Raw genomic sequence first — 22,044 nt, forward strand, 5'->3', positions numbered from 1 at the left:
CATGGCGATCGAGAACCTGCTGACCCGCGCCCAGGAGATCTCCTCCGACGCGGAGCGCGTGACGAAGGCGCACCTGCGCAAGGTGCGGCTGCCGGCATCGAACGGGCAGGGCGCCGGCGTGCTGGGCCTGATCACGCTGGACAACGGCGAGGACCACACCAAGCCCAACACGTTCGGCCCCCGCTCGCTGCTCGCGCTCAACGAGGCGCTCGACGCCGCGCTCGCGGACGACGAGATCGCCGCGATCGGCGTGACCGGCAAGCCGTTCATCCTCGCGGCCGGCGCCGACCTCACCTCGGTCGCCGGCGGCGGCCCCGACGCCGTGCGCGTGGTCGCCGAGCTGGGCCACCACGTGTTCCGCAAGCTCGGCGAGGGCGGCAAGCCGTCGTTCGGCTTCATCAACGGCCTCGCTCTCGGCGGCGGCCTCGAGGTGGCGCTGCACTGCACCTACCGCACGGTGATGGACAGCGCCCCCGCGGTCGGCCTGCCCGAGGTCATGCTCGGCCTGGTGCCCGGCTGGGGCGGCACGTTCCTCGTGCCGAACCTGATCGGCCCGGACCAGGCCGTCACCGTGGTCCTGGAGAACGCGCTCAACAACGGCAAGACGCTCAGCGGTACGGCGGCGTACGAGATCGGCCTGGCCGACGCCGTCTTCTCCGGCGCGGACTACCTCGAGCAGTCGCTGCTCTGGGCGGCCGCGGTGCTGCGCGGCGAGATCGTCGTGGAGCGGCCGGAGCCCGACCGGGGCGCCGGCTGGGACGCGGCCGTCGAGCGCGCCCGCGGCATCGTGCAGGCGAAGACCGGTGGCGCCAGCCCGGCCGCGCTGAAGGCGGTCGAGCTGATCGACGCGGCCCGCGACGGCGACCGCGACGCCGGCTTCGCCCGGGAGGACGACGCGCTCGAGGCGATGTCGCACACGCCCGAGCTGATCGCGTCGCTCTACGCCTTCGACCTCGTGCAGAAGCGCGCGAAGCGCCCCGCCGGCGCGCCGGACAGGTCGCTCGCCCGCCCGGTCACCAAGGTCGGCATCGTGGGCGCCGGCCTGATGGCCTCGCAGCTGGCGCTGCTGTTCGTGCGCCGCCTCGAGGTGCCGGTCGTGCTGACCGATCTCGACCAGGAACGCGTCGACAAGGGCGTCGGCTACGTCCACGCGGAGATCGACAAGCTCCTCGCCAAGGGCCGGATCAACGCCGACAAGGCGAGCCGTCTCAGGACCCTGGTCTCTGGTGTCGTCGACAAGGCAGCGTTCCATGACGCTGATTTCGTCATCGAGGCCGTGTTCGAGGAGATGTCGGTCAAGAAGTCGGTGTTCGCCGACGTCGAGAAGGCCGTCTCCCCCGAGTGCATCCTCGCGACGAACACCTCGTCGCTGTCGATCACCGAGATGGCCGCCGACCTCGAGCACCCCGAGCGGGTCGTCGGCTTCCACTTCTTCAACCCGGTCGCGGTGATGCCGCTGCTGGAGATCGTCAAGGGCGAGCAGACCTCCGACGAGGCGCTCGCGACCGCGTTCGCCACCGGCAAGGCACTCAAGAAGACCACGATCCTGGTCAACGACAGCCCGTCGTTCATCGTGAACCGCCTCCTCGGCCGGTTCATGGGCGAGGTCGGGAGGATCGTCGACGAGGGCACGCCGGTACCGGTGGTGGACGGCGCCTTCGCGGGCGTCGCGCCGATGCCGCCGTTCGTGCTCCTCTCGCTGGTCGGCCCCGCGATCGCGCTGCACAACAACGAGACGCTGCACGCGGCGTTCCCCGACCGCTTCTACGTCTCCCCCGCGCTCGAGCGTGTGGTGGCGGCGCGGAAGGGGTCGTACTACGGCCCGGACGGCGCGATCGACCCCGAGGTCGAGGCCCTGCTGGAGACGCCGGAGAGCCCGGTCGTCCTCGAGTCGGCCGAGGTGCGCACCCGCGTGCTCACCGCACTGGCCGACGAGGCACGCCGGATGCTCGACGAGGGGGTGGTCGTGGCCGCCGAGGACCTCGACCTGGCGATGATCACCGGTGCCGGGTTCTCGTTCTGGAACGGCGGCCTGACCATGCTGCTCGAGCGCGAGGGTCTCGGGACGTTCCACTGACCCCCTGACCGGGACCGGAGGGAGCTACGACTCGGCCGGGAGCAGCACGCGGAAGGTGCTGCCCCGGCCGAGCTCGCTCTCGACCGACACCGTCCCGCCGTGCGCGGCGACGATCGAGGTGACGATGCTGAGCCCGAGGCCGGTGCCCGGCAGCTGCTGGACGACGGCCTCGCCGCCGCGGAAGAAGCGGTCGAAGACGTGCTCGACCTCGTCGGCGGCGATGCCCATGCCGGTGTCGGTCACGTCGATCTCGACCCCGCGCTGGGCCCCGCCCTGGGCCCCGTCCTGGGCTCCGTCGACGCGCAGGGTCGCGATGACCGCGTCGCCCGCGCGGCTGTACTTGACCGCGTTCGAGAGCAGGTTGTCGAGCACCTGCCGGATGCGGTGCCCGTCGACGCGCACGGTCAGCCCGTCCGGGACCTCGGCGCGCACCGTCACGCCGCTGCGGTCGGTCGGACCGCGAGCGGCCTCGACCGCGTCGCGCACGATCGCGGCCAGGTCGACGTCCTCGAGATGGAGCTCGAGGGTGCCGTCGGCGACCTGGCCGATCAGCAGCAGGTCGGTGAGCAGCGTCTGGAGGCGCACGGCGTTGCGCTGCACGACCCGCAGGGGCCCCGCGACGTCCTCGGGGAGGTCGTCGCGCTCGCACAGCATCTCCAGGTGGCCGAGCACCGAGGTCAACGGCGTCCGCAGCTCGTGGGAGACGGACGCGACGAACTCGTCCTTGACCCGGATCGCGCGCATCAGGTCGGTGATCTCCTGGTAGGCCAGCGCGGCGCCGATCCGCTCCCCCGCCGGACCGCGGACCTGGCGGGCCGAGGTCGAGAACGCCGCGCGCGTGGCCGGGTCCGCTCCGACCCAGTACCAGTAGTCGTCGAACTCCTCGCCCTGCGTCGCGCGGTAGGACGGCATCTCCTCCCGCTGCATGCGCGACCCGTCGGGCAGGTACACCTCGCCCAGCTGCCCGGCCGCGCCGTCGTGGCCCTGCGGGAAGGGCAGCCGCATGGTCTCGGCGTGACGGCGGTTCATCCGCTGGTAGGTGCCGTCGGGGCCGATGAGCAGCAGCCCGACGTTGACGGTCTCGAAGATCGCCTCGAGCCGGTCCTCGTTCTCCTGGCGCACGGTCACGTCGAGGACCTGCGCGATGCAGTGCAGCGGCTCGCCGCCCTCGTCCCGGACCAGCGCGACCGAGAGATCGCCCCAGACCACGCGGCCGTCGCGGTGCAGGTAGCGCTGGCGGATCCGGTAGGAGTCGATCTCACCGGCGAGGGTCTGGTGGTAGAGCGCGAGGTCCGCGTCGAGGTCGTCGGGGTGCGTGATGTCCTGGAACCCGTGCCGGAGCAGCTCCTCCTCGTCGTACCCGAGCATGTCGCACAGTGCCCGGTTCACCATCGTCAGCCGGCCGTCCGGTGCGACGACGGCCATGCCGATCGGCGAGTGGTGCAGCATCAGCCGCCACAGGTCCACCCCTGACCACCTCCCTCGCCTTGGCTATCGGCCGCCCACCCCCAAGGATGGAGGGGTGGCCCGCATCATCCCCCTCCTGACGGCTCTCCTCCTCCTCGCCACTCCGGCACCGGCCGGAGCGGCGCAGGACGGGGTGGTGAAGGCGCAGAAGCGGCTCAACGAGCTGCACTGCTCCGCGGGCGCGCCGAACGGCGAGCTCACCGCGCGGACCCGCTCGGCGGTCGTGCGGTTCCAGTCGCGGGCCGGGATGGCCCAGGACGCCCACCTCACCGACCGCACGCGGCGGGCGCTGTACGCCGAGGACGCCCCGCGCTGCGACAAGCGCCCGGTCCCCGCCGGCTCCGGGCACGGCCGGCGGATCGTGATCTCGCAGCACCAGAACTGGGTCTGGCTGGTGGACCCCCGCGGCCGCGCGGTCGCCCAGGGCGGGATGGTCGACAACACGCGGGACCACCAGATCCACGCCGACTGGATCCTCGGCACGGACATGGCGCAGTCGCACGGCTGCATCCGGCTCTCCCGCGCCCTGTCGCTGAAGGTCTGGAACTTCACCGACCGGCGGACCCCGGTGCGCGTGGTCTGACCTGTCCCGGTCTGCTCGGGTCAGGTGATCTCGGGCAGCTGCTGCGCCGAGCCGGGCAGCGCCCGGAACGGGTCCCCGCGCTCGGCCAGCCGGTCGAGCACGGTGCGGATCGTCCAGCGGTCGGGCCGCAGGTCCGGGTCGTCGAGCTCGTCCCAGGCGATCGGCACCGAGACCGGGGCCCCGGGCGCCGGACGGGGTGAGTACGGCGCCACGAGGGTCTTGTTGATCGCGTTCTGCGTGTAGTCGAGACGGGCCAGCCCCTTGCGGGCCTTGACCTCCCACTTCCAGCTGACCAGCTCCGGCACGACCTTCCCGACGGTCTTCGACAGGGTCTCCACCCACGCGCGGGTGTCGTCGAAGGTGCAGCCGGGCGAGCGTCAGCAACTCCTCCCAGGAGGTCCGCTCCCCCGGATCCAGGTCCACCAGCGCGTAGGTCGGCTCGTGCGGCCGGTCCGCGCGCGAGGTCCACGGGTGCCACTCCAGCGCGCCGAAGTTCGCCGCCCACACGAGCGCGGCCGGCTCGTCGGGGACGACGTACGCCGTGGTCTCGCCCTCGTCGGCGTCCGGGTTCTCCCAACAGCGCAGCCACTCCGGTGCGTGCTCGGGTCGCTGCTTGTGCCAGAAGCCCTTCCCCTCCACGCCGTCCGGGTAGCGGTGCATGTTGAGCGGCCGGCCCTCGAGGTAGGGCAGCGCGAACGGAGCGATCCGGGCGGCGTAGGCCAGCAGCTCGCGCTTGGTCACCGGAGGGCCCTGTCCGTCGCGAGCCGGGAACAGCACCTTGTCGAGGTTGGTCACCTTCAGGGTGCGGCCGAAGACCTCCCACGTGCCCTGCTTGCCCAGGGCACCGAGCTCGTCGATGGCCTCGTCCGGGAGCGGCTCGGGCTCCAGCGACACGCTCGCCTCGGCGGCGGGCGCGTCCGAGCGCCAGAGCCGGCTGGGGTCGGCCATGCCTCCCGGTGCCCGCTCGGGCCGGTGCGCAGACGCCCTGGGCGCGGGACGTCATACGACCTGGTCGCCCCAGCAGCCACCTCGTATGACGTCCCCGAGGAGCTTCGAGGGTCAGGCCGCGGCCTTCTCCTCGGCCCGGACCCGGCTGTGCGTGCGGCCGTAGACGAAGTACAGGAGGAAGCCGAGGGCCATCCAGATCAGGAACCGCAGCCAGGTCTCCAGCGACAGGTTCACCATCAGGTAGACGCAGATCAGCGCGGACGCGATCGGCAGCCACGGGCTGAGCGGCACACGGAACGGGCGCTCGAGGTCGGGGCGGGTGCGCCGGAGGACCGGGACGGCCAGCGACACCAGCGCGAAGGCGGTGAGCGTGCCGATGTTGACCATCTCCTCGAGCTTGCTGATCGGCGTGTACGCCGCCACCAGGGCGATCAGCACGCCGATGGTGATCGTGATCCGCACCGGCGTCCCGGTCTTCGCGTTCGTCTTGCCGAAGGCGTGCGGGAGCAGCCCGTCGCGGCTCATCGCGAACAACACCCGGATCGCGCCGATCATCAGCGTCATCACGACCGTGGTCAGGCCGGCGACGGCACCCGCGGCGATCAGCGTCGCGAAGCCGCTCTGCCCGACGTCGCGGAACGCGGTGGCGAGCGCGGCGGCGGGGTCGATCCGGTCGTAGGGCACCATCCCGGTGATCACCAGGGCGACCGCCATGTAGAGGACGGTGCAGATGCCGAGCGACCAGAGGATGCCCTTGGGCAGATCACGCTGCGGGTCCTTGGCCTCCTCGGCGGTGGTCGCGACCACGTCGAAGCCGATGTAGGCGAAGAACACGACCGCCGCCGCCGAGAGGACGCCGAGGATGCCGAAGGTCTGGGGCTCCAGCCCGATCGCCCACGCGATCAGTGGCTGGTGCAGGCCGGTCGCCGACACCGGGTCGGCGGGCGGCGGGATGAACGGGTCGTAGTTCGCGCCGCTGACGTAGAACAGCCCTGCGACGATCACGAACAGCACGATGAACAGCTTCACCGCGACCAGCACCAGGTTGACCCTCAGCGACTCCTTGATGCCCAGGGCCACCAGCGTCGTCAGGACCGCGACCAACAGCAGCGCCGGCACGTTGACGTGATCCCACTCGAACGACGTCGACGTGCTCGGGCCGATCGACGCCGGCCAGATCAGTCCGAGCTCGTCGAGGAACGTGACGAAGTAGGTGCTCCAGCCCTGCGCGACGACCGAGGCGCCCAGCATCAGCTCCAGGATGAGGTCCCAGCCGATGATCCACGCGATCAGCTCGCCGAGCGTCGCGTAGGAGAAGGTGTACGCCGATCCGGCCACCGGCACGGTCGACGCGAACTCCGCGTAGCAGAGAGCCGCCAGTGCGCAGCAGATCGCGGCGATGCCGAAGGAGAACACCACGCCCGGCCCGGCGTAGTCCGCGGCGACCCGGCCGGTCAGCGTGAAGATGCCCGCACCGATGACGACGCCGATGCCGAAGACCGTCAGGTCGAGCGCCGAGAGCCGCCTCCTCAGCTGGTACTCCGGCTCGTCGGTGTCGCGGAGACTCTGTTCGATCGACTTGGTGCGCAGGAGGTTCATGCCTCCACACTGTCCTCCGACCGGTCGGACCAAACCAGCCCCGAGGTCACCCCGCCGCGGGGTCGTACAGGCTCAGGATCAGCCGGTCCGCCTGCGCGGCCAGCTCCTCCGTGCTGGTGCCGAACCGGTCGCGCAGCACCGCGTCGGGGTCGGCGTCGGGCTCGGCCATCGCGTCCAGCAGCGCCCAGGGCGCGTCGTCGCCGTAGGTGTCCGCGAGCCACTCGACCGCCCACCAGGCGAGGCCGTAGTGGGCGTCGGAGTCCTGGTCGTTGAACGTGTCGTCGTCGGGGAGGTCGGAGACCCCCGCTTCGGCCGCCAGCACGGCGGCCTCGGGGATGCGGCGGTCCTGCGGCGCGAGCGGCCGGACGGCGACGTACTCGGCCAGGCCCTCCGAAAGCCACACGGGTACGGCGTCGTCGTGGGTGCCGACGGCGACGTGGGTGAGCTCGTGGCGCACGAGCCGGTCGCGCTCGCGGCCGGGCTGCACGAGCATCCGGGGGTTGAGCGCGAACCGGGTGCTCTGCCCCACCGGGAAGGCCACGGCGTCGAGGTCCTCCGGGTCGTCGCCGGGCACGTCCTCGAGCCCGTCGAGGAAGGTCGGGTCGGAGAGCGCGTAGAGGACGACCGAGCGGCTCCACGCGTAGGGCACCTGCGCGGCGACCGCCGAGAGACCGTTCTCCACCGAGGCGACCAGCTCCGGCGCGGCGCCGACGCTGCCCGCGTCGAAGATGCCGAGGACACCGGCACCCTCGCGGACCTCGACCGGCCCGAGGTCCCAGGGCTGCGGGTCCCGCTCCTCCACGGCGGTCAGCACGAAGCGGCCCGGGCGCCCGGCGACCGCCCGGAACCGGTAGCGGCCCTGGCTGGTGACCGCCGTGTCGTCGTACCCCTCGAGCCGGAGGGAGGTCTCGACGATCGCGGAGTAGGTGCCGCCGTCGCGGACCACGCTGGCGGGGTCGACCTCGTAGCGCAGCCGCGCGATCGGCAGCTGGGTGAGGTTGGCGAACCAGTCCTGCTGGAGGTCGCGGAACGCGGTGCTGCCGGCCACCTGCCGGGAGAAGGCGTCGGCGTCCGCCCGGCGTACGGCGCGGGCGCGGACCTCGAGCGCCCGGTCGATCGCCCCGACCGCGTCCAGGGGCGTGGGGGTCGCGCTCCGGGGCTCGTCGCCGGAGCAGCCCGCCAGAGCCGCGATGAGCAGCGCCGCGGCGAGGAGCGCCCCGGCGAGCAGGCTAGGGCGTGTGCTCGACATCGAGGGGAGAACGACCGTCCGAGAGCGAGGTCATGTCCTCCACGATGCCGAGCGCGATGGCCTGCGGGGTGAGGCCGATCCGCTCGAGGATCGCGTCGCGCTTGGCGTGGCCGAGGAAGTCCTGCGGGATGCCGTGCAGGCGGAACGGCGTGTGCACGCCGGCCGCGTTGAGGGTCTGGAGCAGCACCGCGCCGCAGCCGCCGGTCTCGCCGTTGTCCTCGATGCTGACGACCAGACGGTGCTCGCGGGCGAGCTCGACGATCGCGGGGTCGACGGGCTTGACCCAGCGCGGGTCGACGACGGTGACGCCGATGCCCTGCGCGACGAGCCGGTCGGCCACCTGGACGGCCACGGTGGCCATGGAGCCGACCGCGACGACCAGCACGTCCTTGGTGCCCTTGCGGACCAGCACGTCGGCGCCGCCGGCCCGGCCGACCGCCTCGATGTCCGCGGGCGGCGGTCCCTTCGGGAAGCGCACCACGGTCGGGGCGTCGTCGACCTCGACCGCCTCGTTGACGAGCTCGTGCAGCCGGGTGGCGTCGCGGGGAGCGGCCAGCCGGAGGCCGGGCACCACCTGGAGGATCGACATGTCCCACATGCCGTTGTGGCTGGCGCCGTCGTCGCCGGTCACCCCGGACCGGTCGAGCACGAAGGTGACACCGCACTTGTGGAGCGCGACGTCCATGAGCACCTGGTCGAAGGCCCGGTTGAGGAACGTCGCGTAGACGGCGAAGACCGGGTGCAGCCCGCCCATCGCGAGCCCCGCGGCCGAGGTCGCGGCGTGCTGCTCGGCGATGCCGACGTCGAAGAACCGCTCGGGGAACCGGGCCTGGAACTTGTCGAGGCCCACGGGGTGCGTCATCGCCGCGGTGATCGCGACGACGTCGCGGCGCCGCTGGCCGAGCTCGACCATGGTGTCGGCGAAGTGGTCGGTCCAGATCCGGCCCTTGGGCTTCTCCGCACCGGTCTGCACGTCGAACGGCCCCGGTGCGTGGAACTGGTCGGCCTCGTGCCGCTCGGCGGGGTCGTAGCCGTAGCCCTTGCGGGTGATCGCGTGCACGATCACCGGGCCGTTGAAGCGCTTGGCCTGGGCGAGCACGTGCTCCATCGCCGCGCGGTCGTGGCCGTCGACCGGGCCGACGTACTTGAGCCCGAGGTCCTCGAAGAGGCCCTGCGGGGCCAGCGCGTCCTTGACGCCCTTTTTCATCGCGTGGAGGGCGTCGTACGCCGCGGGACCGACGCCCGGCACGGCGTTGAGGCGGCGCTTGACCATGTCGAGCACGTGCTCGTAGCGCGGGTTGGTGCGCAGCGCGGTCAGCGCGGTGGCGAGCCCGCCGATGGTGGGCGTGTAGGAGCGGCCGTTGTCGTTGACGACGATGACCAGCTTGCTCCGGTTCGCGATCGCGATGTTGTTGAGGGCCTCCCAGGCCATGCCGCCGGTGAGCGCCCCGTCGCCGATGACGGCGACGACGTGCCGGTCCTCCCCCCGGATCGTGTAGGCCTTGGCCAGGCCGTCGGCGTAGCTGAGGGCGGTCGAGGCGTGGGAGTTCTCGACGATGTCGTGGTCGGACTCGGCCTGGCTCGGATAGCCGCTGACACCGCCCTCGCGACGCAGGGTGTCGAAGGTCGCCGCCCGCCCGGTCACCAGCTTGTGGACGTAGGACTGGTGGCCGGTGTCGAAGACGATCCGGTCCCGCGGGGAGTCGAAGACCCGGTGGATCGCCAGCGACAGCTCGACCACGCCGAGGTTGGGTCCGAGGTGCCCGGAGTTGGTGGCGACGGTGCGGATCAGGAGGTCACGGATCTCGGTCGCGAGCGCGTCGAGCTGAGCGTCACTGAGGTCGCGCAGATCCCGCGGGGACGCGATCGAGTCGAGGATGCCCATGGCGGCCGAGTCTACGTGGCTAGAGGTCGACGACCGCGATCGCGGGCTCGTGCAGACTGCCCAGCCAGAGCCGTCCGTCGTGCTCCCGGACGCCGGTGACCATGTGGTACGCCGTGGCGGGCCGGTCGACGTCGTGGACCAGCCGGCCCTCGTCGTCGAAGGCCTGGGCCCGGACGGTGCGCTTCGGCTTGGGCTGGAGCGGCTCGGGGATCCTCGTCACGAGCTTGCGGACCGGCATCGGGGCGCGCTGGAGGCGTTCGACGACCGGGTCGGTCGGGCTGGCGATCGATACCCAGACGAGCCCGTCGCTCCCCCGCGCGATGTTGTCGGGGTAGCCCGGCAGGTCGGTGGCGAGGAAGTCCCGGGTGCCCGCCCTCGGTCCGGTGAGCCACCACCGCACGACGGTGCGCGCGCCGGTCTCCGCCACGGCGACGTACGACTCGTCGGCGGCGAGCGCGACCCCGTTCGCGAAGGCCAGGCCCTCGATCACGACCTCCGGGACGCCGTCCGCGCCCATCCGGGCGAGCCGGCCGGTGCGGGTGTCCTGGACGAGGTCGTCCTTCCACTGCTCGATGCCGTAGTGCAGCGAGGAGTCGCTGAACCAGACGGTGCCGTCGGAGGCGATCGCCGCGTTGTTGCAGAAGCGCATCGGCGCGTGCCCGATGCGGTCGACGACGGGCTCGACGCCGCCGCTGCGGGTGTCGACGCGCAGCACGCCGCGGTGGGCGTCGCAGACGAGCAGCCGCCCGTCGGGGTCGATCTCGATGCCCAGCGGTCGTCCGCCGGTGTGGGCGACCCGGTCGACCCGGCGGCCGTCGGGCGTGATCCGGAGGATGCTGCCGTCGTCGGTGCCGGTGTAGACGACGCCGTCCGGGCCGACGAGGACGTCCTCGGCACCGGATCCGGGGACGGGGTGCACGGTGAGGTCGCTCATGGGGTCATCAGAGCAGCGAGCGCACCATGAGCACCAGTGCCGACGCGCCGGAGACCAGCAGGACCGCCCCGCGCACGCGGTGCGCGGGCAGCAGCCGGCGCAGCGGGGAGCCGACCACCACGCCGAGCACGATCGCGGGCAGCAGCAGGCCGGCGACCGCGACCTGGTGGCGCTCGAGGTCGCCCGACACCGCCAGCCCGAGCAGGCTGATCGCGGCGCCGACGAGGAAGTAGACCGCCATCGTGGTGCGGATCTGCCGCGGCGGGCGGTGCTGGTAGAGCAGCGCGAACGGCGGGCCGCCGATCGAGGTAGCCGTGCCGGTGACGCCGCCGATGAAGCCGGCCGCGCTCAGCGTCCCGCGGTTGATCGGCACCTCGACGGCGTGCCAGGTCAGCAGCACGGCGAGCAGCACCATCGCGCCGATGAGCACGCCGAGCTGGTCGGCGCTGAACGTCGCGACCACCCCGACCCCGCCTGCGGTGCCGACGACGCGGGCCGGGAGCGACCAGTACAGGCCGAACCAGTCGATCTCGTCGCGCTCCTGCACGAGCGTGATGATCGGCAGCACGAAGGCCAGCGAGATGAGCACGCCCGGCATCAGGCCGGGCTCCAGCAGCGTGATCACCGGCGCGGCGACCAGCCCGATGCCGAGGCCGACCAGGGCCTGCACGGTGGAGCCGACCAGCACGGCGAGGAAGACGAGGGCGAACACCCCCGGGTCGAGGCCGCCGGTCAACCGAGGAGCTCCCAGTACTCGGGCGCGTCGAGGAACGCCGGCACGACGATCGCGGCGCTCGCCGTGAGGTCCAGCGCGCGGGCGGCACGGGGCTCGACGAACACGATCCGGCGGCCCTCCCCCACGACGACGTCGTCGTCGGTCAGCTCGGTGCCGGCGTACCAGACCTGCATGGCGTCGAGCGTCCCGTAGGCCTCGTGGAAGACCTCGAGCTCGCGGAAGAGCCGGAGCGTGCCCGCGGCCAGCTCGATTCCGGTCTCCTCGGCGAGCTCGCGGTACGCCGCGGGCTCGTACTCCTCCCCGTCCTCCACGTGCCCGCCCACCAGCCCCCACTTCTCGGGGTCGATCACCGGGTGCTCGTCGCGCTCCTGGAGCAGCACCCGCCCGCGCCGGTCCACGAGCAGGACGGAGGCGAAGCGGTGCATGCTGGCACGCTATCGACATGCGTCTCGTCGCCCTGACCCTCGCCCTCGTCCTGGGACTCGCGTCCTCCCCGGCCGCCGTCCCCGCCGCCGCGCAGGTGCCGGACGGGATGGAGGTGACCGGCTGGATCCTCCAGAGCGGGAGCAACCGGCTGGTCGCGCGCAACGCCGACGGGATCACCACGCTGAGCGTCGCCGCCGTGGCGCTCACCGCGAACGGCGGCGGGGTGGCGAGACCGAACGCGGACCACGAGCGGCTGCGCCGGGCCGCGCACCGGCACGAGCTAGTGGCCGAGCTGCTGCTGACCAACTACAGCAACCGACTCGAGGCCTTCGACCCCGAGCGACTGCACCGGCTGCTCAGCAGCCCGCGCAAGATCCAACGGGTGGCCGACCGGCTGGCCGGGTTCGTCGCGGCGGGCTGGGACGGCGTGAACATCGACCTCGAGCGGGTCCGGGAGCGCGACGGCGACGGGCTGGTCGCGCTGGCCCGAGCGCTCCAGGACGCGATGCCCGCGGAGAAGACCGTGTCGATCGACGTGAGCGCCGCGCCCTCGGTGGAGTCCTACCGCGACCGCGGCTACCGCCTGGCCGGGCTCCGCGACGCCGTCGACGTGGTCGACCTGATGACCTACGACCTGCACGGCCCGTGGTCCGGCCCGGGCCCGATCGGCGACCTCGCGTGGCAGCGCCGGTCGCTGGAGGCGCTGCTGACCGTCGTACCCCCGGAGCAGGTGCAGCTCGGCGTGGCCGGCTACGGCTACACGTGGCCGCGCGAGGGCACCGGCCGCAGCGTCACCGTGAAGCAGGCCGAGCGGCTGGTCGAGCGCTCCGGCGCCACCGCCCGCTGGCGCCCCGGGCCCGGCGAGTGGACGGCGCTGCTCCCGAACGGCACCCGGCTCTGGTGGTCCGACGGGCGCTCCTACGAGCGGCGCGTCGACCTGGCCCGTGAGTACGGCCTCCGCGGGCTCGCCGTGTGGCGGCTCGGGTCGGCGGACACGCTCACCTGATATGTAGCGCGCGGGACGCGAGGCCTAGCCACCCCAACTCGCTGACTGTACGATCAGTGAATGGCCAGCGAGATCCGGAAGACCCTTCCCGGGGTGGCCTACCACTCCGACGAGACCTACGCCCTCGACCGGGACCGGGTCTTCTACCGCAACTGGATCTACGTCGGTCGCGCCGGACGGGTCGCGAAGCCGGGCGACTGGCTCCGCGTCGAGATCGCCGACGAGAGCATCCTGGTCGTGCGCGGGAAGGACGAGCGGGTCCGCGCCTTCTACAACGTCTGCCGGCACCGGGGCTCGCGCATCTGCGACGACGAGCGGGGGTCGGTGCGCAGCCACCTGCGCTGCCCGTACCACGCCTGGGGCTACGCCCTCGACGGCACGCTCGTCACCACCCCGATGATCGACAGGGACGAGATCGACCGCCCCTCGACGTCGCTGTGGCCCGTGCACGTCGACGTCTGGGAGGGGTTCGTCTTCGTCAACCTCTCCCGCGAGGAGCCGCGCTCGCTGCACGACCACCTCGCCGACCAGCAGGACGAGCCGCTGGGGCTGGCGAAGTACGGCCTCGCGGAACTGCGCATCGGGCACGTCACGGTCAACGACGTGCAGGCCAACTGGAAGATCGTCCTCGAGAACTACAACGAGTGCCTGCACTGCCCGACGATCCACCCCGAGCTCGTCGCCGTCGTGCCGGCGTACAAGAAGGGCGACATCTTCGAGGACGGCCGCGCCGACGGCGGGGTCTCGCTGGCCGACGGGCGGACGGCGATCGTGGACGACCCGCGCCTCCGGCTCCCGCTCCTCCCGGGCTTCCGGGGCGCCGGCGACCCGCAGTCCTACTACGGCGCCGGCGTCTACCCGACGATGTTCCTCGACGTCGACGGCTCCAGCTGCCTGGCGACCGCGGTCTTCCCGACCGGCCCGCGGAGCAGCCGGCTGGTGACCGAGTATCTCTTCAGCCCCGACGCGCTCGACGACCCCGACTTCGACCCGTCACCGGTGGTGGAGTTCAACGAGCGCGTCACGCGCCAGGACAACGAGGCCTGCGAGCGGGTCCAGCGCGGCGTGACCTCGCGCGCCTTCGACCACGGCGTCTTCCCGGCCAAGGACAGCTGGGTCCACCACTTCGACCAGCGCTACCTGCGCGACGTCACCTGACGATCCTCGCATCGAGGGCGAGTACGCCGGACGGGCCGGCCAGCACCGGGTTCAGCTCCAGCTCGGCCAGCTCCGGGTGGGCGGCGGCCAGCCGCGAGACCCGGGCCACCACCTCGGCGAGCGCGTCGAGGTCCACCGGCGGCCGACCGCGCGCCCCCAAGAGCACCGGCGCGCCGTGGAGCGAGAGCAGCAGGGACCGGGCGGCGTCCGCGGACACCGGCGCGATCGCGCAGGCGACGTCGCCCAGCACCTCCGCGAAGACGCCCCCGAGCCCGACCAGGACCACCGCGCCGAACTTCGGGTCGCGCACGCTGCCGACGATCAGCTCGACGCCGTCGGCGAGGTCGGCCATCTCCTCGACGGAGACCGCCGGCGGCGCCAGCCGCGCGACCAGGTCGGCGTGGGCCGCCCGTGCCGCCTCGGGGTCCGCGAGTCCGAGGACGACACCGCCGCCCTCGGACTTGTGCACCCGGCCCAGGGCCTTGAGGACCACGGGGTACCGCAGTCCGGCCGCCGCGGGCCCGGCCTCCAGCCCGGCCGCGTCGGTGACCGTCACCGAGCGCGGGAAGGCGATCCCGGCCTCCGCGAAGAGAGCTCGCGCGGCGGCGTACGACACGTCGGCGACGGGCGCCGCCGCGGCGGGGAGCGGCAGCGCCAGGCCGTCGCCCGACGGCTCGAGGAGCCCGGCCAGCACCGCGCAGGCCCGGTCGACGTCGCGGTGGACGGGGATGCCGGCGGCGCTCAGCACCCGCCCCGCGGGGCCGTCGGGGTGGAGGGTCTGCACGACGAGCGGCCTGGTCCCGGCCGCGGCCGCCGCGGCCATCCGGCGGGCCGCGGCCACCTCGGCCGCCACCAGCCCCGGCCCCTGGAGCGCGTAGCCCCCGAAGTACCCGGTCACCAGGACACCGTCGACCTGGTCGCAGGCGAGGAGGACCTCCACGGCGCGCGCGTAGCTCGCGGCGTCCTGCTCTCCGGCACCGGCGAGGTCGACCGGGTTGGTCACGGTGGACTGCGCCCACAGCGCCGCGGTCAGGTCCGCGGTCACCGCGCCGTCGAGCACCGGGGTCGCCAGCCCCACGGAGACGAGCGCGTCGGCCGCCACCGCGCCGTGCCCGCCGCCGTCGGTCAGCACCGCCACCCGGTCCCCGGCCATCCGCCGGGGACCGCGCAGGGCGACCAGCAGGTCGGCGAGCTCCGTCGGGTGCTCGACCCGGTGCGCCCCGGTCGCCGCGCACGCGGCGTCGATGACCATCGCGGAGCTGGTGAGCGAGCCGGTGTGGGACGCCGCGCTGCGCACCGCCGCCTCGCTGCGACCGGGCGCGAGCAGCACGAGCGGCTTGCCGGCGTCCCGCAGCGCCCGGGCCGCGTCGAGGAACGCGCGGCCGTCGACGACGTCCTCGGTGTAGACCGCGACCGCCCGCGTGCCGTCGTGGACCACGCAGGAGTGGAGGAGGTCGACGAGACCCAGGTCGGCCTGGTTGCCGAGCGACACGAACCGGGAGACCCCCAGTCCGCGGTCGGCCATCAGCCCGGCCAGGTCGAGCACCAGGTTGCCGCTCTGACTGAGCAGCGCGACGTCGCCGGCGGGGAGGACGGCGTGCGCGAGCTGGAGCCCGGTCGTCGTGTCGACGATCCCGAGGCAGTTCGGCCCCACGACGACCGCTCCCGCGGCGCGCGCGACGGCCAGTGCCTCGGCCTCGATCGCGGCACCGGCCGCCCCCGACTCGGAGAGCCCGGCGGTGATGCCCACGATCGCCCGCGCGCCCGCGGCGACCGCGTCGGTCACCGCGTCCACGAAGCCGGCCGCCGGGACGCACACGACCGCCAGCTCGACCGCCGCCCCGGCCGCCACCCCGGCCGCCACCACGGACCGGTGGGCGGGCTCGCCCAGGACCTCGCCGCCGCGGCGGTTGACCAGCAGCACGGTCCGGTCGTCCCGCGAGTCACCGCGCGAGGCGAGGGCCCGGCCGGCGATGATGTGGCCCCACTTGGCGGGGTCGTCGCTGGCGCCGACGACGGCCACCGTGCGCGGTGAGAAGAGCGCTTCCAGCGGCTCCGGCGATCCTTGACGCCCCACGGGCCGAACCCTAGCATCGCTGACTGACTGCACAGTCAGCCTGAACGGGAGCCATGGCAGCCACGTCGTCGAACCGTCCCAGCCAGCGCGAGCAGGCCGCAGCCGAGGCGCGCACGCGCATCCTCGCCGCCGCCGCCGAGTGCATCGTCCGCGACGGCCTGGCCCAGGTCCGGATGGCGGCCATCGCCCGCACCGCCGGGGTCTCCTCCGGCCTGCTGCACTACCACTTCGACACCAAGGAGCTCCTCTTCGGCGAGGTGCTCCGCTACTCGCACGAGACATCGGCCGAGCTGACCCAGCAGGCGATGGCCCGGGCCGGCGAGGGCCCCGCCGAGCGGCTTTCGTCCTTCCTCGACCGCTGCCTGCCGAGCGACCGGCAGCGGGCGGACGAGTGGCTGCTCTGGCAGGAGCTCGCGGTGCTCTGCATCCGCGACCCGCACCTCGCGAAGGTCGGCGCCGAGCTCTACGAGGACCTGTACGTCGCCGTGGCCGACATCGTCCGCCAGGGCCTCGCCGCCGGCGTCTTCACCACGCAGCTCGACCCGCGGCTGATCGCCGAGACCGCGATCGCCCTGACCGACGGCCTCGGCGCCCGGGTGCTCGCGGGCGACCCCCTCCTCGGCCTGGAGGAGGCGCGCGCCACGGTCGCCACCGCGGTCGGGGTCCTGGTCGGGCACGACGGACCACTCCCGTGACCCCGTCCCCCGGTCTCGGCCTCCCCCGCCCCTCGCGGCGTGGGCTCCTGACCGGGGGCCTGGCGCTCGGCGCCTCCCTCGCCCTGCCGGGCTGCGCGTACCTCCGTGACGACGCCCCCGCCGATGCCCCGCTCCCCCCGTCGGCGAAGGCGCAGGTCGACGGCGACCTCGTCTACTTCAACTGGGCCGACTACCTCGCCCCGGCGGTCGTCAAGGGCTTCTCGGAGGAGTACGGCGTCGAGGTGATCGAGTCGAACTACGACTCGATGGAGGGCATGTACGCCAAGCTCGCCGCGGGCAACCAGTACGACATCGTGTTCCCGATCGCCAAGTGGGTCGTGAAGCTCAAGCGCGAGGGCAAGCTCCGCTCGATCGACCCCGCGCAGCTGACCAACGCCGACCAGGTCTTCTACTCCGGGTCGTACTTCAACCACCCGTGGTACGACGACGGCTCCGAGGTGTCGGTGCCGTTCACGGTCTACAAGACCGGGATCGGCTGGCGCACCGACAAGGTCTCGTCGATGACCGGCAGCTGGCGCGACCTCTGGAACGACGAGGCCCGCGGCCGGGTGTTCACCCTCGACGACCAGGACGAGGCGCTGGCGATGGCCGCGCTGATCCTCGGCTACGACGTGAACACCGCGGACCCGGGCGAGCTCGCCGACATCAAGGACCTGCTGATCAGCCAGAAGGAGTACCTCCGGGCGTACTCCTCCGACGACATCAACAACATGCTCGGCGGCGACGCCTGGGTGCACCACATGTGGAGCGGGGACTTCCTCTACCTCCAGCGCGGGCTGGCCGACGACCCCGCGATGTTCGCCTTCGAGGCCCCCAGCGAGGGCACGCCGATCAACTCCGACGCCTACGCGATCCCGGCCAACGCGCGGCACCCCGGGACGGCGATGGTCTTCATCGATTACCTGCTGCGGCCCGAGAACGCGGTCCGGAACATGAAGTACCTCTTCTACCCGTTCCCGGTGAAGGACGCGCTGCCCGCGTTCGCCGAGCTGACCCAGGACGCCCCGGCCTGCCAGGTCGACGTCGCCGACCTCGAGAACGAGAACGTCTACCGGCTGCTCGACACCGAGGAGGTCCAGCGCCGCGCGGCGGTGTGGACCGAGGTGAAGGCGAGCTGACGTGGCCACGACCGCGCCCCGCTCGGCCCAGCGCACGTGGCTGTGGGGCGCGCTGCTCGCGCTGCCGACGGCGTGGATGGTGGCGTTCTTCGTGTCCAGCATGGTGATCGTCGTCCTGCTCTCCTTCGGCCGGACGACCAACGACGGCTTCCCGGTCTTCGCCACGAGCACCGCCAGCTACGAGGCGCTCTGGAACGAGGTCTACCTCGAGCTGTTCCTGCGCTCGCTCGCCTACGCCCTCGCGACGGTCGCGATCTCGGTGCTGATCGCCTACCCGGTCGCCTACGCCATCGCGCTCCACGGCGGCCGCTACAAGAACGCGCTGATCGCGGCGGTCGTCGTGCCGTTCTTCGCCAGCTACCTGATCCGCATGTACGCCTGGAAGGCGCTGCTCTCCGACGACGGCCTGGTCAACAGCGGCCTGGGCCGGGCCGGGATCGGCGCGGTCACCTTCCTCAACACGCCGTACGCCGTCGTGGGCGGACTGGTCTACGGCTTCGTCGTCTTCATGATCCTGCCGGTCTACGCCTCGCTGGAGCGGCTCGACGTGTCGCTCGTCGAGGCCGGCAAGGACCTCTACCACGGGCCGGTGCGCACGTTCGTCCACGTGACGCTGCCCGCGACCCGGGCGGGCCTGTACGGCGGCATCCTGCTGGTCTTCCTGCCCGCCCTCGGCGACTTCGTCAGCGCCCAGCTGCTCGGCGGCGCCAGCACCTACATGATGGGCAACCTGGTCCAGCAGCAGTTCATGGAGGGCCAGAACTGGCCGCTCGGCTCGGCCCTGACCGTCGGGATGATGCTCGCGCTGACCGTGCTCATGGTCGTCTACCTGCGCGCCACCTCGACCCGGGCGCGGGAGGCGTGATGTCCCGCCGGCTGGAGCGCAGGCCGCGGTTCGCGGTGGCGGTGACCGTGGTGTTCTTCGCCTGGCTCTACCTGCCGATCCTGGCGGTGGCGCTGTTCAGCTTCAACGACGAGAAGTCGCTGTCGGCGTTCTCCGGCTTCAGCCTGCGGTGGTACGACGCCCTGGTCCACGACCGCGCGCTGCTGGACTCGCTCGTGGCCAGCCTGGAGATCGCGACGCTCGCGACGGCCGGGTCGCTCGTGCTCGGCACGATGCTCGCCCTGGGGCTGGAGCGGGTCCGCTCGCGCCGCGGCCGGGTGATCGGGGCGGTCACGCTGCTCCCCCTCGTCACGCCCGAGATCGTCACCGGCGTGGCCGCGCTGCTGCTGTTCACCGGCATCGGGCTCGAGCTCTCGATGACGACGGTGGTCCTGGCCGAGATCACGTTCTCGATCGCCTACGTCACCGTGATCGTCCGCGGCCGGCTGGCCGGGATCGCGCTGGAGGTCGAGGAGGCCGCGCGCGACCTGGGCTGCACGCCGTTCCAAGCCCTGCGCCTGGTCACGATCCCGCTGCTCACGCCGGCGCTCCTCGGTGCCGGCCTGCTGGTCTTCGCCCTCGTCTTCGACGACTTCGTGCTCGCGTTCTTCACCACCGGGGTGGACCCGCAGCCGCTGCCGGTGCGCGTCTACTCCTCCATCCGCTTCGGCGTCTCCCCCGCCATCAACGCGATCGGGACGCTGATGCTGCTCGTCTCCGCCCTGCTCATCGTGGCCGCGCTGGTGCTCCCGCGTCTCTTCGCCCGCGAGCCGTCCAGCCTGGACCTGATCACCGGGGAGCGCCGATGACCGGCACGCCCAGCGTCTCCCTGCGCGGGCTGACCAAGGTGTTCGGCGGCGCGACCGTCGTCGACCACCTCGACCTCGACATCGCGCGCGGCGAGTTCTTCGCGCTGCTGGGCCCCTCCGGCTGCGGCAAGACCACGACGCTGCGGATGATCGCCGGCTTCAGCGACCCCACGTCCGGCACGATCCTCGTCGGCGGCGAGGACGTCACCAGCACTCCCCCGCACAAGCGCGACGTGAACACCGTCTTCCAGAGCTACGCCCTCTTCGAGCACCTCGACGTCCGGCGCAACGTGGGGTTCGGCCTGCGCCGCAAGGGGATCGACAAGTCGGCGATCGACGACCGGGTCTCCCGCATGCTCGAGCTGGTCGAGCTCGCCGACCGGGCCACGGAGCGCCCCAGCCGGCTCTCCGGCGGGCAACGGCAGCGGGTGGCGCTGGCCCGCGCGCTCATCAACGAGCCCCAGGTGCTGCTGCTCGACGAGCCGCTGGCCGCGCTCGACCTCAAGCTGCGCCACGCGATGCAGGCCGAGCTCAAGGCGATCCAGCGCCAGGTCGGCATCACCTTCCTCTTCGTCACCCACGACCAGGACGAGGCGCTCAGCATGAGCGACCGCGTCGCGATCATGAACGACGGCGTGGTCGAGCAGTGCGGCACGCCCGAGGACATCTACGAGCGGCCCACGTCGGTCTTCGCGGCCGGCTTCATCGGGACGAGCAACCTGATGAGCGGCTCGTGGTCCGCCGGCTGCGTCGCGGTCGCGCCCGGCGTCCGGATCCCCGCGCCCGGGCACACCGGCTCGGCCGAGGGCGACGCGGTCAGCGCGGCCGTCCGCCCCGAGAAGATCTGGCTCACCGAGCTGACGCCGCGGATGTACCGCCTGCCCGGCACCATCGTCGCGACCAGCTACCACGGCGCCACCACCCAGTACCTCGTGGCGATCGCGCCCGGCCTCACCCTCACCGTCCTGGAGCAGAACCTCCCGCGCATGCGCGCCGAGGACCGCTGGCAGCCCGGCGACCTGGTCGAGGTCGGCTGGCTGCCCGAGCACACGGTGGTGCTGCGATGACCGACGTCGTGGTCGTGGGCGCCGGGCTGGCCGGGCTGGCGGCCGCCCGCGACCTGGAGGCCGGCGGCGCGCAGGTCACCGTGCTGGAGGCGCGCGACCGGGTCGGCGGCCGGGTCGAGCAGGTGGAGCTCCCGGACGGCCGCCGCGTCCAGCTCGGCGGCGAGGTCGTCGGCACCGCGCACACCGGGTACCTCGGTCTCGTCGAGGAGCTGGGGCTCACGCTGACGGCGTCCTACGTCGCGGAGCCGGGCCGGATCACCCGCCAGGTCCCTGGGTCCGTCGACGTCGGCGCGTGGCCGTCGTGGTGCACCGACGCCGACCGGGCGTCGTTCGACGACGTGGAGGCCGCGCTCGCGAAGGTGCTGGCCACGATCGACCCCGACGACCCGTGGTCGTGCCCCGATCTGCACCGGCTGGACCGGCTGAGCCTCGGCGACTGGCTGCGCGAGGTCGGCGCGAGACCGAGCGTGCTGCGGCTCTTCGAGCTCGTCCACCGGAGCCTGTCCGACGGGTCGATCGAGCGGCAGAGCCTGTTCGCCTACGCCCGCAAGACCGTCGTCGGCGGCACGACCGGCAGCTACGACGTCGAGCAGTGGGAGAACCTCCGCGTCGCCGAGGGCTCCGCCACCGTCGCCCTGACGATGGCGGCGGGACTCCGCGACGTGCGGCTGTCCACGCCGGTGCGCCGCCTCGCGATCGGGTCCCGCAGCGAGGTGACCACCGTCGCCGGCGAGACGCTCCGCGCCGACGCGGTCGTCCTCGCGGTGCCGTCCGGGCCGGCCCGCGACCTGGAGATCCGCGGCGTCAGCGACGAGCGGCTGACGTCGCTGCGACGGCAGCGGCACGCGCTGGCGGCCAAGTTCGTCGCGGCGTACGACGAGCCGTTCTGGCGCGCCCGCGGCCAGAACGGGCTGTCCGAGAGCGAGGGCGTCCTCGGCTCGACCTGGCCGCAGCAGCACGGCGTGCTGTCGGCGCTGGTCCCGCCGGAGCGGTACGCCGCCTTCCTCGCCGCCGAGCCCGGCCGGCGCACCCGCGAGGCCCTCGCCCAGGTCGCCGAGCTGTTCGGGCCGGAGGCGACCGCGCCGATCGCGACCTGGACCCGGCTCTGGGGCACGGACCCGTGGACCCAGGGCTACGTCACCCAGTGGCGTCCGGGCGACGTCGAGGGCGTCGGGAGGCGGCACGGCACCCACGAGCCGCCGTTCTACGTCTGCGGCTCCGACCAGTGGGTCGCGGGCTACATGGAGGGCGCCGTCCGGACCGGCCGCGGGGCCGCCGCCGCGGCGCTGGCAGGGAGGTAGGAGCG

The 22,044-nt window shown here is 72.8% G+C and carries 19 protein-coding genes and 1 pseudogene; 10 read left to right on the forward strand and 10 right to left on the reverse strand.

Translation table 11 applies throughout. The features are described from left to right. Nucleotide 1: 1 nt before the first annotated feature. Nucleotides 2-2,077, forward strand: a complete 2,076-nt coding sequence (locus ACYQ0U_RS07530; RefSeq protein WP_459971168.1) for a 3-hydroxyacyl-CoA dehydrogenase NAD-binding domain-containing protein — start codon at nucleotides 2-4, stop codon at nucleotides 2,075-2,077. 24 nt (nucleotides 2,078-2,101) lie between these two features. Here the strand turns inward: ACYQ0U_RS07530 and ACYQ0U_RS07535 are convergent, their stop codons facing one another. After that, nucleotides 2,102-3,544, reverse strand: coding sequence for a PAS domain S-box protein (locus tag ACYQ0U_RS07535; RefSeq protein WP_459971170.1), 1,443 nt, complete (start codon nucleotides 3,542-3,544; stop codon nucleotides 2,102-2,104). A 55-nt stretch (nucleotides 3,545-3,599) separates the two neighbouring features. Here ACYQ0U_RS07535 and ACYQ0U_RS07540 point away from each other — a divergent pair, with 55 nt between their 5' ends. Then, nucleotides 3,600-4,127: a L,D-transpeptidase family protein gene (locus ACYQ0U_RS07540; protein WP_459971172.1), complete on the forward strand. Its 528-nt coding sequence runs from the start codon at nucleotides 3,600-3,602 to the stop codon at nucleotides 4,125-4,127. 20 nt (nucleotides 4,128-4,147) lie between these two features. Here the strand turns inward: ACYQ0U_RS07540 and ligD (ACYQ0U_RS07545) are convergent, their stop codons facing one another. The 8 genes and pseudogenes from ligD (ACYQ0U_RS07545) to ACYQ0U_RS07580 all read right to left on the reverse strand — a co-directional run bounded on the left by ligD (ACYQ0U_RS07545) (nucleotide 4,148) and on the right by ACYQ0U_RS07580 (nucleotide 11,903). Further along, nucleotides 4,148-4,465: a non-homologous end-joining DNA ligase LigD gene (ligD, locus tag ACYQ0U_RS07545; protein WP_459971174.1), complete on the reverse strand. Its 318-nt coding sequence runs from the start codon at nucleotides 4,463-4,465 to the stop codon at nucleotides 4,148-4,150. Between the two features lie 85 nt (nucleotides 4,466-4,550). Further along, nucleotides 4,551-5,075, reverse strand: a pseudogene (gene ligD, locus ACYQ0U_RS07550) (non-homologous end-joining DNA ligase LigD); the annotation flags it as partial. A gap of 111 nt (nucleotides 5,076-5,186) precedes the next feature. Beyond that, nucleotides 5,187-6,674 (reverse strand): amino acid permease, encoded by a 1,488-nt coding sequence (locus tag ACYQ0U_RS07555; protein WP_459971176.1) that lies wholly within the window; start codon nucleotides 6,672-6,674, stop codon nucleotides 5,187-5,189. Between the two features lie 46 nt (nucleotides 6,675-6,720). Further along, a complete protein-coding gene (locus tag ACYQ0U_RS07560) occupies nucleotides 6,721-7,923 on the reverse strand; it encodes a gluzincin family metallopeptidase (RefSeq protein ID WP_459971178.1) in 1,203 nt (400 codons plus the stop codon). Next, a complete protein-coding gene (gene dxs, locus ACYQ0U_RS07565) occupies nucleotides 7,904-9,808 on the reverse strand; it encodes a 1-deoxy-D-xylulose-5-phosphate synthase (protein WP_459971180.1) in 1,905 nt (634 codons plus the stop codon). The genes ACYQ0U_RS07560 and dxs overlap by 20 nt, the downstream gene beginning before the upstream one ends. Nucleotides 9,809-9,827: 19 nt before the next feature. Continuing rightward, complete coding sequence (locus tag ACYQ0U_RS07570; RefSeq protein WP_459971182.1) at nucleotides 9,828-10,742, reverse strand: SMP-30/gluconolactonase/LRE family protein; 915 nt, start codon at nucleotides 10,740-10,742, stop codon at nucleotides 9,828-9,830. Between the two features lie 7 nt (nucleotides 10,743-10,749). After that, nucleotides 10,750-11,478, reverse strand: coding sequence for a TSUP family transporter (locus ACYQ0U_RS07575; protein ID WP_459971184.1), 729 nt, complete (start codon nucleotides 11,476-11,478; stop codon nucleotides 10,750-10,752). Next, nucleotides 11,475-11,903, reverse strand: coding sequence for an NUDIX domain-containing protein (locus ACYQ0U_RS07580; protein ID WP_459971186.1), 429 nt, complete (start codon nucleotides 11,901-11,903; stop codon nucleotides 11,475-11,477). Before ACYQ0U_RS07580 ends, ACYQ0U_RS07575 begins: the two co-directional genes overlap by 4 nt. Nucleotides 11,904-11,920: 17 nt before the next feature. On the opposite strand from ACYQ0U_RS07580, the gene ACYQ0U_RS07585 reads away from it, so the two are divergent. Together ACYQ0U_RS07585 and ACYQ0U_RS07590 are read left to right on the forward strand one after the other, a co-directional pair. Continuing rightward, complete coding sequence (locus ACYQ0U_RS07585; RefSeq protein ID WP_459971188.1) at nucleotides 11,921-12,910, forward strand: glycosyl hydrolase family 18 protein; 990 nt, start codon at nucleotides 11,921-11,923, stop codon at nucleotides 12,908-12,910. Nucleotides 12,911-12,970: 60 nt separating this feature from the next. Then, a complete protein-coding gene (locus tag ACYQ0U_RS07590) occupies nucleotides 12,971-14,068 on the forward strand; it encodes an aromatic ring-hydroxylating oxygenase subunit alpha (RefSeq protein ID WP_459971190.1) in 1,098 nt (365 codons plus the stop codon). On the opposite strand, the gene ACYQ0U_RS07595 is transcribed toward ACYQ0U_RS07590, so the two are convergent. Continuing rightward, nucleotides 14,061-16,145: an acetate--CoA ligase family protein gene (locus ACYQ0U_RS07595; RefSeq protein WP_459971192.1), complete on the reverse strand. Its 2,085-nt coding sequence runs from the start codon at nucleotides 16,143-16,145 to the stop codon at nucleotides 14,061-14,063. The two genes, ACYQ0U_RS07590 and ACYQ0U_RS07595, sit on opposite strands and share 8 nt — an antisense overlap. 53 nt (nucleotides 16,146-16,198) lie before the next feature. Between ACYQ0U_RS07595 and ACYQ0U_RS07600 the strand changes: the two genes are divergently transcribed. Genes ACYQ0U_RS07600 through ACYQ0U_RS07625 form a run of 6 tightly spaced genes read left to right on the forward strand, consistent with a single transcriptional unit; the run spans nucleotide 16,199 to nucleotide 22,039 of the window. Then, a complete protein-coding gene (locus tag ACYQ0U_RS07600) occupies nucleotides 16,199-16,840 on the forward strand; it encodes a TetR/AcrR family transcriptional regulator (RefSeq protein ID WP_459971194.1) in 642 nt (213 codons plus the stop codon). After that, a complete protein-coding gene (locus ACYQ0U_RS07605; protein WP_459971196.1) occupies nucleotides 16,837-17,979 on the forward strand; it encodes a polyamine ABC transporter substrate-binding protein in 1,143 nt (380 codons plus the stop codon). The genes ACYQ0U_RS07600 and ACYQ0U_RS07605 overlap by 4 nt, the downstream gene beginning before the upstream one ends. 1 nt (nucleotide 17,980) lies before the next feature. Then, nucleotides 17,981-18,844: an ABC transporter permease gene (locus ACYQ0U_RS07610; protein WP_459971198.1), complete on the forward strand. Its 864-nt coding sequence runs from the start codon at nucleotides 17,981-17,983 to the stop codon at nucleotides 18,842-18,844. Beyond that, nucleotides 18,844-19,671: an ABC transporter permease gene (locus tag ACYQ0U_RS07615; RefSeq protein WP_459971200.1), complete on the forward strand. Its 828-nt coding sequence runs from the start codon at nucleotides 18,844-18,846 to the stop codon at nucleotides 19,669-19,671. Before ACYQ0U_RS07610 ends, ACYQ0U_RS07615 begins: the two co-directional genes overlap by 1 nt. After that, complete coding sequence (locus tag ACYQ0U_RS07620) at nucleotides 19,668-20,738, forward strand: ABC transporter ATP-binding protein (protein WP_459971201.1); 1,071 nt, start codon at nucleotides 19,668-19,670, stop codon at nucleotides 20,736-20,738. Before ACYQ0U_RS07615 ends, ACYQ0U_RS07620 begins: the two co-directional genes overlap by 4 nt. Further along, nucleotides 20,735-22,039: a flavin monoamine oxidase family protein gene (locus ACYQ0U_RS07625; protein ID WP_459971204.1), complete on the forward strand. Its 1,305-nt coding sequence runs from the start codon at nucleotides 20,735-20,737 to the stop codon at nucleotides 22,037-22,039. The genes ACYQ0U_RS07620 and ACYQ0U_RS07625 overlap by 4 nt, the downstream gene beginning before the upstream one ends. Nucleotides 22,040-22,044 lie beyond the last annotated feature (5 nt).

This window comes from Nocardioides pyridinolyticus, assembly GCF_054653575.1.

Coding starts and splice junctions, on each gene's coding strand:
- ACYQ0U_RS07530 (WP_459971168.1), top strand. CDS start 2: ATGGCGATCGAGAACCTGCTGACCCGCGCCCAGGAGATCTCCTCCGAC.
- ACYQ0U_RS07555 (WP_459971176.1), bottom strand. CDS start 6,674: ATGAACCTCCTGCGCACCAAGTCGATCGAACAGAGTCTCCGCGACACC.
- ACYQ0U_RS07560 (WP_459971178.1), bottom strand. CDS start 7,923: ATGTCGAGCACACGCCCTAGCCTGCTCGCCGGGGCGCTCCTCGCCGCG.
- dxs (WP_459971180.1), bottom strand. CDS start 9,808: ATGGGCATCCTCGACTCGATCGCGTCCCCGCGGGATCTGCGCGACCTC.
- ACYQ0U_RS07570 (WP_459971182.1), bottom strand. CDS start 10,742: ATGAGCGACCTCACCGTGCACCCCGTCCCCGGATCCGGTGCCGAGGAC.
- ACYQ0U_RS07580 (WP_459971186.1), bottom strand. CDS start 11,903: ATGCACCGCTTCGCCTCCGTCCTGCTCGTGGACCGGCGCGGGCGGGTG.
- ACYQ0U_RS07585 (WP_459971188.1), top strand. CDS start 11,921: ATGCGTCTCGTCGCCCTGACCCTCGCCCTCGTCCTGGGACTCGCGTCC.
- ACYQ0U_RS07590 (WP_459971190.1), top strand. CDS start 12,971: ATGGCCAGCGAGATCCGGAAGACCCTTCCCGGGGTGGCCTACCACTCC.
- ACYQ0U_RS07600 (WP_459971194.1), top strand. CDS start 16,199: ATGGCAGCCACGTCGTCGAACCGTCCCAGCCAGCGCGAGCAGGCCGCA.
- ACYQ0U_RS07615 (WP_459971200.1), top strand. CDS start 18,844: ATGTCCCGCCGGCTGGAGCGCAGGCCGCGGTTCGCGGTGGCGGTGACC.
- ACYQ0U_RS07620 (WP_459971201.1), top strand. CDS start 19,668: ATGACCGGCACGCCCAGCGTCTCCCTGCGCGGGCTGACCAAGGTGTTC.
- ACYQ0U_RS07625 (WP_459971204.1), top strand. CDS start 20,735: ATGACCGACGTCGTGGTCGTGGGCGCCGGGCTGGCCGGGCTGGCGGCC.